The organism is Holdemania massiliensis (assembly GCF_022440805.1).
Taxonomy (GTDB): domain Bacteria; phylum Bacillota_I; class Bacilli_A; order Erysipelotrichales; family Erysipelotrichaceae; genus Holdemania; species Holdemania massiliensis_A.
The window spans coordinates 3,816,567-3,829,825 of sequence record NZ_JAKNTK010000001.1; the positions used below are offsets into that span (position 1 = coordinate 3,816,567).

Here is a 13,259-nt window from a genome sequence, read left to right on the forward strand (position 1 = left end):
TTCAAGCCTCTCTTTAGCCTTGTCTTTAGAGCTGCGGCCGTTTGGCACTGCGCCAGTAAGCCCATGCTGCAGCGGCTGAAAGCGCGAAGGCACCCGCACTCAGCATAAACGGAAACAACATATTCAGATCATAAACAATTCCCGCAGCCAGCGAGCCGAGAACATTGCCCATCGATTTAATCGCATTGAATAAACCGGTGATGATCCCAACTTCATTATTCTTTCGCCCTTCCACCGACAAAGCCTGCGTAATCGGCTGATATACCGCATTGGCCGTGAAGAACGCCAGGTTCATGGCGATAAACAGCGTCAGATTCCCCGGAATCAGCGCTCCGGCTGCCGTCAGCGCGCACAATGCCAGAACTACGATCAGCGACTTCTTAGCATCGGTACGGCGGATAATCCACAGGTTGATTGAGAAATTGGCGATCAGTCCGATGACGCCAATGACCGCTTTGATCAAACCATTATAAATTGGCTTAAAATCCAGCTCGGCCTTTAAGAAATAGTTGAAGGCATTTTCATGACAATTGGTAGCGAAGCCGGTCAGAAACACAACGATCAAAAACAGAATCATGACCGTGCTCATCAGACTGCGGGCACTGGCGAAGGAATTGAACGGATTCACCGTTTTCAGTAGTTCACGGGGCTTGACGGTCTGCGGGTCCACAATGGAATCTTCCACAAAGAACACCGTTCCCAGCCCCAACAGAATCATCCAGGTCGCCTGAACATTAAACGCTAACTGAAAATGAATTGTTCCCAACACACCGCCCAACAGATAACCCACAGCCAGCGACACAGACTGCATCGCGGTGTAGACCGCCAGGTTGGAGGCCTGTTTGGAAGGTTCGCTGACGTCGATCACATACGCCATTGTCGCAACGATCGCCCCGCCGGAAAAGGCCCCGGCCGCCCCGCGCGAAATCAGCACGGCCAGCTCACTCGCAGAAAAGCCCAGGCTCAGCTGCGCCAGGCCATAACACACGCAGGAAATCGTAAACACTTTGACCCGGCCGATATGATTGCTGAATTCACCCCAAAAGACTGAAGTTAAAAATGAAAAGAAGCACATGACCGCCATGGATGTTCCGAAAATCCGCGATGGAAGTTCCATTGCCGTATACAATGTCGGCGTCACCGGATGATGGAAATTCATTCCTATCCCCAACAGCACCGTGATCACCATCATCCTGAAAACCGATTTCTTTTTTGTCATCCTTGCATCCCCCTCACGACTTCTCTATAATACAAGTTAAACCCAGGTTGAAGTCAAGGTGAAAGAGGGAAAGTTATGAATTATTCGATCAAAGAAATTTCCGCACGGCTCAATATTCCAGCCTCCACGCTGCGCTATTATGAAAAACGTGGGATTATTGGCCCGTTAGCGCGCCGGGCCGGTCAGGTCCGCGTGTTTTCCGAAGCGGATCTCAAGCTGCTGCAGATCGTCCAGTGTCTGAAAAAAACCGGAATGCCGATTGAGGAAATCCGGCAGTTTGCCGAGCTGATCTGCCAGGGCGATGCAACGCTCAGTCAGCGCGCCGATTTGTTCGAGCATCACAAGGCACAGATTGAGCATCAGATTGAACAGCTGCAGGAAAACCTCGCTGTGCTGGAGAGGAAAATGAAAATATTCAGCACCCCTTCGGCAAAATAAACAAATCCCGTCTGGCATGATCTGCAGGCGGGATTTATTTTTTGATGGATGGATCCGGGAGGGGATGATCTTTGCGGTAATCACACAATGCCTGTTTGGCCTGGCAGCTGCCGGCTTGATAACTGGCGCAGGCCGTGCAGTCCCGGTGTTTTTTCGAGCGCAGCCGAATCAGACAGTACACGGTCCACAAACCGATCACGCCCACGACTAGAAACGTTGCCATAAGATCCCCACCTTTCTTTTCCTTATTATATCCGGATGCGGACAAAGAATAAATAGAAATGCCTGCCAGGGATTACGACATCCGAATCAATGACGCATCCTATTAATCCACGTCTTTATTTCCATCTTCGCTTTTCCCATTCCGCTTCTTTATCCAGGCGGCAAAATCGCTTGCTTCACGAAGTCAAAAAATCGAGGGAAGCAAGTCCCCTCGATGAAATGAATTTATCCGTGCCGGACCGGATGGTCCTGGCGGTATGCGCTGACCAAGGGATTCTCGACAGCATCACTATGACAAATTTTGTCCATACCGCAGCCGCTGCAGCCGCCTTTGCAGGACGAACCGGAGCTGCGGTGTTCCCGAATCAGACTGCGGATCGCAAGCAGACAGACGCCCGCGACAAGCATCAGGACCAGACTTTGTCCCAACAGACTTTGAATTTCAGGCTGCATTGTTTCTCCTTTCCGCCCTTCGGCTTAGATCTTCACGGTTTCCTTAAGCTCCACCTGCAGCGTCTTGCTTTCCTTATACGGGCGAATTAAGAGGTAAATCAGACCCGCCAGCAGGACGGCCGCGATGACCGTAAACAGCGTCAGCGGCACCTCGCCGGTGATGAAGCCGCCGATCTGGTAGACGATCATCGCCGCAGCATAAGCGAAGCCGCACATGTAACCAATCGCTCCGATTGTCCACTTCGGATTGTTCATTTCGCGTTTGATCGCCCCCATCGCAGCGAAGCAGGGTGCGCACAACAGATTGAAAATCATGAAGCTGTATGCCGACAGCGCGGTAAAGTCCGCCGCGACGAAGGACCAGATTTCATTGCCGACTTCACTCAATTCACCGCTGTAATGATACAGCACAGCGAATGTATTGACGACTTCCTCCTTGGCGATCAGACCGGTCATCGTCGCGACCGTCGCTTTCCAGCCCATATCACCGATCCAGCCCAGCGGATAGAAGATCCATGCTACCGCATTGCCGATCAGTGCCAACAAGGATTGATTGTTATCCTCTACCGCCTGAAATACGCCGTTGACAAAGCCATATCCCTGTAAGAACCACAGGACGATGGAGCTCAGCAGAATGATCGTGCCTGCCCGCTTGATAAACGACCAGCCGCGCTCCCAAGTTCCCCGCAGCACATTCGATGCGGATGGAATGTGATAAGCCGGCAGCTCCATGACAAACGGTGCCGGATCGCCTGCGAAAAGCTTTGTTTTTTTCAGCAGGATGCCGGACAGAATCACCGCCGCAACACCGATAAAATAAGCGGACGTCGCGACCCAGGCGGAATTGTTGAACAGGGCTCCGGCAAACAGACCGATGATCGGCATTTTGGCCCCGCAGGGAATAAAACCGGTTGTCATAATCGTCATCTTGCGGTCACGATCCTGTTCAATCGTCCGGGAAGCCATAATGCCCGGGACACCGCAGCCTGTCGCCACCAGCATCGGAATAAAGCTTTTGCCGCTCAGGCCAAAGCGTCGGAAAATTCGGTCCATGATGAACGCGATCCGAGCCATATATCCGATATCCTCAAGAATACACAGCAGGAAGAACAGCACAAGCATCTGCGGTACAAAGCCTAAGACCGCGCCGACACCAGCAACAATGCCGTCCTGAATCAAACTGGCCAGCCATCCGCCAACCCCCATCGTATTCAAGAACGTTCCGACCATGCCAGGAACCCATTCACCAAACAGAACATCGTTGGCCCAATCCGTTCCCAGTGTTCCGATCGAAACCGACCAGCCGCCCATCGAAACCGCATAAACTAACGCCATCACCGCAATGAAAATCGGCAGTGCCAGCCAGCGGTTGGTGACGATGGAATCAATTTTATCGGAGACCGACATCCGCGATTGATTTTTTCTTGCATAACATTGATGAATAATCGAGCTGATATAGTTATAGCGTTCATTCGTGATAATACTCTCGGCATCCTCATCCAGTTTGTCTTCCGTCTTTTGAATCAAAGCTTCAACATTTGGGACCGTACTCATCATCGAAGCGATTTTATCGTCGCGCTCAAACAGCTTAATCGCATAGAAACGCTGCATGGCGGAAGGGATATCAGAAGGCAGCTGTGAGATGATTTGATCCAGAACCTGTTCCACATTGGAGCTGAATCGATGCACCGGCGGCAAGGCTTCTTGGTTGTGCGCCAGCTTGACGGCCTGAGCCGCAGCTTCCTTGATTCCAGTTTGCTTCAAGGCCGAAATTGCCACCACCTCGCAGCCCAACGCTTTCGCCAGCTGCTGCAGGTGGATCTGATCGCCGTTTTTCTTGACGACGTCGATCATGTTGATCGCAACGACCACCGGAATTCCCAGCTCCAGCAGCTGCGTGGTTAAATACAGATTGCGTTCGAGATTGGTGCCGTCAACGATATTCAAAATCGCATCCGGCCGCTCATGAATCAGATAATTCCGGGCGACGACTTCCTCCAGCGTATAGGGAGAAAGTGAGTAAATTCCCGGCAGATCCGTAATCGTAACGTCTTTCTGATCCTTCAGCCGGCCTTCCTTCTTTTCAACCGTCACGCCCGGCCAATTGCCCACAAACTGATTCGAACCGGTTAAGGCGTTAAAAAGTGTCGTTTTCCCGCTGTTCGGATTGCCGGCCAGCGCAATTTTAATTCCCATGGTCTGTTCCTCCTTAAAATTAGTCTGAGCTAACTTTTATTCCAAAAAAGACAGGCGTATTCGCCTTTATTCCACTTCAATCATCTGCGCGTCTGCTTTGCGCAGTGATAATTCATAGCCGCGGACATTGACCTCAATCGGATCGCCCAGCGGAGCAACCTTACGCACGTATACCTGTGTGCCTTTGGTAATTCCCATATCCATGATCCGCCGTCGGACAGCACCCTCACCATGAAGCTTCTTGACGGAGACCGTTTCCCTGACGGGAATGTCTTTCAATGTTTTCATTCTGTTCTCCTTTTTTATATCATGATCTTATTGGCCATTTCCTTGCTGATGGCAACTCGGGATTCTTTCACTTTGACGATGACGTTGCCCTGGTTCTGAGAAACAAGCATGACTTCACTGCCTTCGACCAATCCCAATGAATTCAGGAAACGGCGCACTTCTTCCTTCCCGCCGATGCGTTTAACCGCGTTGATCTGCCCTGTCTGTGCCAATGTTAACGGCATCAACCTCACTCCTTTTCAAGTTGTAGATCGCAATCATTAGCCTTAGCTAACTTACGAAACTAATGTTATCCCAATCTAACTGTAATGTCAATCTCTTTTTGCAGAATTTTCCTCTTTTCAGGCATTTTGCTTGACAGTTAGGATATCAGCCCCTCTGATAAACGAAAAGCTGCCGGATGGATCGGAATGGTTGCGCTCTACTATTATAAGATGAGAAAAAGCAGGAATTCCGCTTTGCCCTTCCAGGCTACCCTCTCCTGCTTTCCATCTTTATTTTTCTATATTACTCAGAGTTTACAACAGATCGAGCAGTTCCTCAATCTGATAAATCCGCGGCAGATCCGCCTGACATTGCTGGCCAGGGTTGGAAAAAATCCAAATCGGCTGCATCCCGGCCCGATACGCACCGATGATATCCGTAAAGAACGTATCCCCGACAAACGCAATTTCCTGCGGCGGCAGCTGTAGCTGACGTGCACCTTCCAGAAAGATTTCAACATCCGGCTTATGGGCCTGAAACTCACCGGAAATGACGATCACCTCAAACAGATCCGCCAGTCCGCAAAGTTCAAGCTTGCGCCGCTGCATTTTAGAGCTGCCGTTGGTCACGATGCCGACTTTATACTTCTTTTTCAGCTGTTCAACGACCGCGCGGGCCTGTGGAAAAACAACGGTATAATCACCAAAGGTTTCTCCCCAATCCTGACATAAAGCTTCTCTCTGTTCCTCACTTAAGCCGTATTCCTTTGCCAACATCGAATACATATGGATCTTGGGAATGGATCCATATTCATCCCAGGTCAACAGCTTCTGAACAATATTTTCAAACTCCACCGGATCCTGCACCTGCGGAAACAGCTCAGCCACCAGTTTTCTGACCTTGGCATTCGCGGCGGCCTGCCGATCGATCAGCGTATTATCCAAATCAAATAAAATTCCCTTAATCCCAGTTCTCATGCATTCCTCCATAGTATTGACTGCGAACCTCCAGATAGCACTCCGCATCCGTCTGATAAATATAAGGATGGATGAAATAAGTGCCGATATTGAACGTGATCGCCCCTAATACATACCATAAAAAGAAGGAAAGATCCAGCACAAACAAATCCAGCTTGATCCCCTGCGTCATTTCCTGGGAAAGCGCAAGGATCTGTTGAGGATCGAGATCTGGTTCATCTTCTGTCAAGTAGGGTACAAATCGGTAGCTGTACGATTTAACAACACCGGGAATGATAAATAACAAGGAATACAGGAACACAATAAGATCCCGCCAGAAGCCCGTCAATGCAGCACGCTTCAGTTCTTCCCATTGATTAAAGCTGCGGAAGACGTCGTTGACATTTTCCTCATCCGTTGCGGCGCGTTTAAAGTAATTCATGACGCCAAATCCCAGCGGATTGAAAACGACCAGCCGCAGTAAAACCGCGACAGCCGCACTCAGCAGCGTATACATCAAAACCAGCGGACCAAACAGCCCCCATAGCGAAGACAAGCCCACATACGTTTTGCCCAGCAGCGTAATCGTCATGGCGTCCAGCCATTGTGATGTCGGAACTCCAAAATTAAAATTCACTGAAAAAATCTTGAAGTTTGGAATTCCATCTGTCAGCCAGTACAAAATCAACGCGGCTAGAAATAATTTTAAATATTTCCGGCTCAGCACCTCTTTCGCTCGGCGTTTTAATTCAGCTCGTACAAACATAACCATCCCCTCCTCTGCTTTTATTTTACACGAAGATTCCTCAAAATCCTAGGATTGCGGCAGAGTTTGTCCATTTTCGAACAAAAAAAAGATCAGGAATTTCTCCTGATCAGAATGGAAACGGTATTGAATGACTGTTTCGGCTATTCTTTTGTTTCTTCCTCTTCATCCTCATCTTCACTGTTCGCCACTTTGCGCTTCCTGAAAATGCGGCACAACCCGATGCTCAGCTGATACAACAGAAGCATCGGCACCGCAATCATAACCTGCGACACAACATCCGGCGGCGTGATAACAGCCGCAACAACAAAGATCACAACGATGACCACAGAGCGGCCTTTTACCATCCATTCCGGACGCATTAATCCCAGCTGTGTCAGGATGACCGTAGCCACCGGCATTTCAAACACTGTGCCGAAAGTAATGAAAATCGTCATGATAAAGCTGAGATAGCTTTCAATCGAAATGGACGCGACAATGGAAGTGGAGGCGTTAACGTTGATGAAAAAATACAACATAAACGGCAGCGCGATCTTATAAGCAAATCCTGCGCCGAGAATGAAGAAAAACAAACCCGCGACCATCGCGAAGAAAAAGACAAAGTTTTCCCTGCGTTCCAGCCCGGGACGGATAAACGCCCAGATTTCATACAGAATTACCGGTGAACCGAGGCATACTGCCCCAATCAACGCAACCTTGATATACTGCATGAACAAAGCCTGCGGTGAAAGGTACACGAACTGATATCCCAGTTCTGTCCCCTGTTCCGTCAACAGGTTAACGATCGGCCCCGCGTAATTGAAACAGATCAGTAAGCCAGCGAACAGAACCGCGATCACAATCAGAATCCGATTGCGCAGTTCTTTCAGATGACCGGTCAGCGACATGACCGCTTCTTCATTCTCTTGTTCCTGTTTCTGTTTATGCTTCGCCATAGTGCTTATTCTTCGTCGTCAGACTTGTCAGAATCCTTATCGGACATGCCTTCCTTAAAGTTCTTAATTGTCTTGCCGAACATTTTGCTTAACTTAGGCAGCTGCTTCGGACCAAAAACGATGATGACGATGACTAAGACGACTAATAATTCAGTTGTACCAAATTTTCCAAACATAAGTTTTCCCTCCTGATTTTATTCATTACGCATTATGCGTGCGGCGTCCTGTACTTTTTGCCGTTGGACGTGAACGGCGCGGCGCCTTGCGGCCCGTGTAGGTTTCGGCCAGTGACGGTGTTTCCGGTTCCTCCGTTTGCGCCAAAACTTCCGTTTCTGCTTCCACCGCAGCTTCACTGACTTCCGCCTCAATGACTTCCGGCTTCGGTTCTTCCTTCTTCGCCGGCTTGCCAATTGACTTAAACGACTTGGTGACGTCGTCAATCGACTTATTGACGTCCTCTTTCAGTGAAACGATTGGTTCAATCGCTTCTTTCAGCGGTGCACTCGCTTCGTCGAGCGGCTCGACGATATTCTCGCGGATGTCCTTGGACAGATCACCCGTCACCTTTTTGACTTCTTTCAGCGATGCGCCCAGCTTCTTAGCGTAGATCGGAAGCTTCTCCGGCCCCAGAACCACCAACGCGATCACACAGATCATAACGATCTCGGTAATTCCTATCTTCATACCCCGTTTCTCCTTTGTGAGATTATTATAACAAGTCGTTTGGCATTTGTATAGCGAATATTTATATTTTTATGATTTTATTTTTTGATATATTGACTACTCAAGCAAGAACGCAGACGACTTTGCAGGCAGGCAGCTTCTTCCGCATCCACCCGCATAGGTTTTCCGCTTCCCTCAGCTGTTGCGGTTGGCGGCAATGCAGCTCAAATTTCCAGTTTTTCGTAACACGGGTTCCCAGACGGGCATAAACCTGAGCGATGAGTTCTTCAAATTCCTGCCGATCCTGCTCCCCCTCCAGACAATCCATCCGAATCTGCAGCGTCACGCTCAGCTGCCGCTGACGAACCAGGTTCATCAACAGGTCAAATCCATACCAGGTTAATACGCGCTGCTGTCCCAGCATCAGCACGTTGTCCGGATGATACAGATCCAGCTTCAGTTCCAGCGAGGCCGAAGCTTTCAAGGCTGACTGATCCCGCAGCCACAGATACTGCTGATAAAGGCGGGTATCGGTTTTGACATAGTCCAGCTGACACTGCTGCGCTGCAACGTATTGCTGACCTTCTGCCGGAGACAGAATCCGCTCATCCGGAAAGCGGGATTTTGTCCACAGGCTCTTCCATTGACTCGGCGTCATCCCGAATTCCTGCTGGAAATTGCGGTAAAAGTATTTGGAATCGGAAAACCCGCAGGCCTTGCAGATCTCCGCATTGCTGGCAGCCGTAAACAACAGCCGCCGTTCCGCTTCCCGCAGCCGATAACGGCTGACACATTCCAAAAAGGTCATGTTGTCATTTTGTTTCCACAGCTGGGCAAAATAGCTCTTCTGCATTTTTTCAGCCTCGGCCGCCTGCTGCAGCGTCAGCTTGGCATCCAGATGCGTCTGAATATAATCAATGATCCGATAATAGCGGACGAATTTATCCTCACTGACAGATCGGAACTGACGATTGATTTCATTCTGCACATTATATTCCATCACCAAAGTCAATCCCAGCTTTTCTTCCATCAGCTGACGCTGACCGGCCGGTTCCTCCTGATTGAACAGCCGATAGCTTTCAAGCACGTCTTTCAGAAAGATACAGTCGCGGTAAACCAGCGAAACTTCCCGGGTTTCTTCCGGATCCACCAGGGAATCCACCAGCTGAATCCGATCCGCGTAAGGATAGCTCACCTGCGGCAAAAGCGCTGTTTCCACATCTACACACAAGGCCACACAGCCCTCACGCGATGTCATGGCCCACACCTCACCGGCATTGACAAAAAAAACATCGCCGGCATTCATTTCCGCCAGCCGGCTGAACCGCTTGACCTGAGCCTGCCCTTGAAGGATCGCGACAAGCGTCAGCGCTGTCCCGGAATGACGCAATGCTGTCTGATGGAACTGCAGAACATGTGAGCTAATGTAATCGTGTCGGGTTGTATTCATGCCAAATTCTCCTGTTTTTTATTATACCATCGGCGTTTCCCAAACGCAAAAAGAGATCCTCACGGATCTCTTTTTCAGGATTTTTTAACGAATCACTCAACTTATTTAATGATTTCGATAACGTTTCCAGAACCAACTGTACGGCCGCCTTCACGAATAGAGAACTTTGTTCCCTGTTCAACAGCGATCGGAGCGATCAGTTCAACTGTCATTTCAACGTTGTCGCCCGGCATGCACATTTCAACGCCTTCCGGCAGTTTGATGACGCCAGTTACGTCCGTTGTACGGAAGTAGAACTGAGGACGGTAGTTGGAAACGAACGGTGTATGACGTCCGCCTTCTTCTTTGGTCAGAACGTAAACCTGAGCCTTGAATTCAGTATGCGGATGAACACTTCCCGGCTTCGCCAGAACCTGTCCACGCTGTACTTCATCACGGTTAACACCACGCAGCAGCGCACCGATGTTATCGCCAGCTTCAGCGAAGTCCAGCAATTTACGGAACATTTCGATACCTGTAACAACCGTTTTCTTGGAATCGTGGATACCAACGATTTCAACTTCTTCGCCCAGCTTCAGGATACCACGTTCAACACGGCCTGTCGCAACAGTACCACGGCCTGTGATTGTGAAGACGTCTTCAACAGCCATCAGGAACGGCTTGTCAGCGTCACGTTCCGGAGTCGGAACATAGCTGTCAACTGCATCCATCAGTTCATCGATCTTGCCTTCCCAAGCCGGATCGCCTTCCAGAGCCTTCAGAGCGGAACCGCGGATAACCGGAGCGTTTTCGCCGTCAAAGCCATATTCGCTCAGCAGTTCGCGAACTTCCATTTCAACCAGGTCGATCAGTTCTTCATCATCGACCATGTCGCACTTGTTCAGGAATACAACGATTGCAGGAACGCCTACCTGGCGAGCCAGCAGGATGTGTTCACGTGTCTGAGGCATCGGTCCGTCAGTTGCCGCAACAACCAGGATCGCGCCGTCCATCTGAGCTGCACCAGTGATCATGTTCTTGATGTAGTCAGCGTGGCCCGGGCAGTCAACGTGAGCATAGTGGCGAGTTGCCGTCTGGTATTCAACGTGTGCAGTGTTGATTGTAATACCGCGCTGCTTCTCTTCCGGCGCACCATCGATCTGGTCGTAAGCCTTAGCTTCAGCCATACCGTTCTTAGCCAGGTGGTTTGTAATAGCGGCTGTCAGTGTAGTTTTACCATGGTCAACGTGACCGATGGTACCGATATTGACATGCTCTTTAGATCTGTCAAATTTTGCTTTTGCCATTTTGCAAATTCCTCCTAATTTTCCATTCAATTAGCCAAGTCTATTTTAAGATAAACGTCCGAAGAAATCAAGGTCAGATTACTCAGCGGAAGCGTTTTTCTTGGCGATTTTTTCAGCAATGCTCTTCGGAACTTCTGAATAGTGGTCCATCTGCATTACATAGTTGCCGCGGCCCTGAGTAAATGAACGCAGGTCCGTGGAATAACCGAACATTTCAGACAGCGGTACAAAAGCCCGGACAACGATCGCGTTAGCCCGTTCTTCCTGATCGCGGATCTGACCGCGGCGCTTGGTGATATCACCCATAACGCTGCCGAGATATTCGTTTGGTGCTGTGACTTCAACCGACATGATCGGTTCCAGCAGAACCGGCTTACATTTCTTAGCCGCTTCTTTTAAGGCCATGGAAGCCGCAATCTTAAACGCCATTTCAGACGAGTCGACTTCATGGTAAGAACCGTCAAACAGTGTAGCCTTGATATCAACGACCGGATAACCGGCAACCAAACCATTGTTCAGGGCTGCTTCCAAGCCTTCCTGAGTCGGTTTGATGTATTCGCGCGGAACTGTGCCGCCGACAACACCGTCGACAAATTCAAAGCCTTTGCCTTCTTCATTTGGTGCAAAGCGGATCCAAACGTGACCATACTGGCCGCGGCCGCCGGACTGACGGACAAACTTACCTTCACATTCAGCTTCCTGACGGATCGTTTCACGGTAAGCAACCTGCGGCGCACCGACGTTGCAGTCAACCTTGAATTCACGGCGCATCCGGTCAACGATGATATCGAGGTGAAGTTCACCCATACCGGCGATGATCGTCTGGCCTGTTTCTTCATCCGTATATGTTTTGAACGTCGGATCTTCTTCCGCCAGCTTCGCTAACGCTAAGCCCATCTTGTCGGAGTCAGCTTTGGTCTTCGGTTCAACGGACATCTGAATAACTGGTTCTGGGAATACCATGGATTCCAGAATGATCGGTGATTTTTCATCACACAGCGTGTCGCCGGTCGTCGTTGCTTTTAAGCCGACTGCCGCTGCGATATCGCCCGCATACACTTCCGTGATTTCAGCACGGTGGTTGGCATGCATCTGAACGATACGGCCGAAACGTTCGCGGGTATCCTTGGTTGCGTTTAAGACATAAGAACCGGCATTGGCCATACCCGAGTAAACCCGGAAGTAAGTCAGACGGCCGACAAACGGGTCCGTCGCAACCTTGAAGGCCAGCGCTGAGAATGGTTCTTTATCGTCAGCGTGACGGGCTTCCTGCGTTCCATCTTCCAGATGACCCTGAATCGCCGGGATATCCAGCGGAGACGGCAGGTAGTCAATAACAGCATCCAGCATCAGCTGTACGCCCTTATTCTTGTACGCAGAACCGCACAGAACCGGGAAGAATTCCGAGGAGCAGACGCCCTTACGGATCGCTGCTTTGATTTCAGGAATCGTCGGCTCTTCGCCTTCCAATACCTTCATCATCAGTTCATCATCGTAATCGGCTGCTTTTTCGATTAATTCAGCCCGCAGCTGCTGCGCCTGATCCAGCATATCAGCCGGGATTTCCTTGATTTCCATCTTGGTTCCCAGATCATCCGCATAGAAGATCGCATGCATTTCCAGCAGGTCGATGATGCCGCGGAATGTGTTTTCCGCACCAATCGGCAGTTGGATCGCCGCCGCTTTCGCGCCTAAACGATCACCGATGCTGCGGACAGACATCATGAAGTCTGCGCCGGTCGCATCCATTTTATTACAGAAGACGATACGCGGAACCTTGTAGGTCGTTGCCTGACGCCAAACGGTTTCCGTCTGCGGTTCAACACCTGCTTTCGCATCCAGAACTGTAACCGCGCCATCCAGAACACGCAGGGAACGTTCAACTTCTACCGTGAAGTCAACGTGACCCGGAGTATCGATGATGTTGATGCGGTGACCTTTCCAGGAAGCGGTTGTAGCCGCGGACGTGATCGTGATGCCACGTTCCTGTTCCTGCGCCATCCAGTCCATCTGAGAGGCGCCGTCATGGGTTTCTCCCAATTTATGAGTTTTTCCGGTGTAATAAAGGATACGTTCCGTTGTGGTGGTTTTACCAGCATCAATGTGAGCCATGATTCCGATATTACGGGTATTTTCTAGCGAAAATTCACGAGCCATAAATTTCTCCTTTCGTAACTCTGCAG

15 protein-coding genes are annotated in these 13,259 nt (G+C 50.0%); 1 reads left to right on the plus strand and 14 read right to left on the minus strand.

Annotated features, from left to right (window positions below):
* Positions 1 to 25: 25 nt before the first annotated feature.
* Positions 26 to 1,219, minus strand: a complete 1,194-nt coding sequence (locus MCG46_RS17780; protein WP_240281157.1) for an MFS transporter — start codon at positions 1,217 to 1,219, stop codon at positions 26 to 28.
* A gap of 75 nt (positions 1,220 to 1,294) precedes the next feature.
* On the opposite strand from MCG46_RS17780, the gene MCG46_RS17785 reads away from it, so the two are divergent.
* Complete coding sequence (locus tag MCG46_RS17785; protein ID WP_240281158.1) at positions 1,295 to 1,657, plus strand: MerR family transcriptional regulator; 363 nt, start codon at positions 1,295 to 1,297, stop codon at positions 1,655 to 1,657.
* 34 nt (positions 1,658 to 1,691) lie between these two features.
* Here the strand turns inward: MCG46_RS17785 and MCG46_RS17790 are convergent, their stop codons facing one another.
* The 13 genes from MCG46_RS17790 to fusA form a co-directional block, all read right to left on the minus strand.
* Entirely contained in the window at positions 1,692 to 1,880 is a 189-nt protein-coding gene (locus MCG46_RS17790) for a hypothetical protein (protein WP_240281159.1), read from the minus strand.
* Between the two features lie 224 nt (positions 1,881 to 2,104).
* Positions 2,105 to 2,332 carry a FeoB-associated Cys-rich membrane protein gene (locus MCG46_RS17795; RefSeq protein ID WP_240281160.1) on the minus strand — a complete coding sequence of 76 codons (228 nt, stop codon included), beginning with the start codon at positions 2,330 to 2,332 and terminating at the stop codon, positions 2,105 to 2,107.
* Between the two features lie 24 nt (positions 2,333 to 2,356).
* Positions 2,357 to 4,528: a ferrous iron transport protein B gene (gene feoB, locus MCG46_RS17800; protein WP_240281161.1), complete on the minus strand. Its 2,172-nt coding sequence runs from the start codon at positions 4,526 to 4,528 to the stop codon at positions 2,357 to 2,359.
* A 66-nt stretch (positions 4,529 to 4,594) separates the two neighbouring features.
* Positions 4,595 to 4,816 (minus strand): FeoA family protein, encoded by a 222-nt coding sequence (locus MCG46_RS17805; protein ID WP_020226040.1) that lies wholly within the window; start codon positions 4,814 to 4,816, stop codon positions 4,595 to 4,597.
* A gap of 14 nt (positions 4,817 to 4,830) precedes the next feature.
* Positions 4,831 to 5,040, minus strand: coding sequence for a FeoA family protein (locus MCG46_RS17810; protein ID WP_240281162.1), 210 nt, complete (start codon positions 5,038 to 5,040; stop codon positions 4,831 to 4,833).
* A 294-nt stretch (positions 5,041 to 5,334) separates the two neighbouring features.
* Positions 5,335 to 5,997 (minus strand): HAD family hydrolase, encoded by a 663-nt coding sequence (locus MCG46_RS17815; RefSeq protein ID WP_240281163.1) that lies wholly within the window; start codon positions 5,995 to 5,997, stop codon positions 5,335 to 5,337.
* Entirely contained in the window at positions 5,981 to 6,742 is a 762-nt protein-coding gene (locus MCG46_RS17820) for a DUF975 family protein (RefSeq protein ID WP_240281164.1), read from the minus strand. The genes MCG46_RS17815 and MCG46_RS17820 overlap by 17 nt, the downstream gene beginning before the upstream one ends.
* 143 nt (positions 6,743 to 6,885) lie before the next feature.
* Complete coding sequence (tatC, locus tag MCG46_RS17825) at positions 6,886 to 7,677, minus strand: twin-arginine translocase subunit TatC (protein WP_240281165.1); 792 nt, start codon at positions 7,675 to 7,677, stop codon at positions 6,886 to 6,888.
* A 5-nt stretch (positions 7,678 to 7,682) separates the two neighbouring features.
* Positions 7,683 to 7,853, minus strand: a complete 171-nt coding sequence (tatA, locus tag MCG46_RS17830) for a twin-arginine translocase TatA/TatE family subunit (protein WP_240281166.1) — start codon at positions 7,851 to 7,853, stop codon at positions 7,683 to 7,685.
* A gap of 25 nt (positions 7,854 to 7,878) precedes the next feature.
* A complete protein-coding gene (locus tag MCG46_RS17835; RefSeq protein ID WP_240281167.1) occupies positions 7,879 to 8,361 on the minus strand; it encodes a twin-arginine translocase TatA/TatE family subunit in 483 nt (160 codons plus the stop codon).
* Between the two features lie 100 nt (positions 8,362 to 8,461).
* Positions 8,462 to 9,790 (minus strand): helix-turn-helix transcriptional regulator, encoded by a 1,329-nt coding sequence (locus MCG46_RS17840; RefSeq protein ID WP_240281168.1) that lies wholly within the window; start codon positions 9,788 to 9,790, stop codon positions 8,462 to 8,464.
* A 101-nt stretch (positions 9,791 to 9,891) separates the two neighbouring features.
* A complete protein-coding gene (tuf, locus tag MCG46_RS17845; RefSeq protein WP_020226032.1) occupies positions 9,892 to 11,076 on the minus strand; it encodes an elongation factor Tu in 1,185 nt (394 codons plus the stop codon).
* Positions 11,077 to 11,154: 78 nt separating this feature from the next.
* Positions 11,155 to 13,233, minus strand: a complete 2,079-nt coding sequence (gene fusA / locus MCG46_RS17850; RefSeq protein ID WP_240281169.1) for an elongation factor G — start codon at positions 13,231 to 13,233, stop codon at positions 11,155 to 11,157.
* Positions 13,234 to 13,259 lie beyond the last annotated feature (26 nt).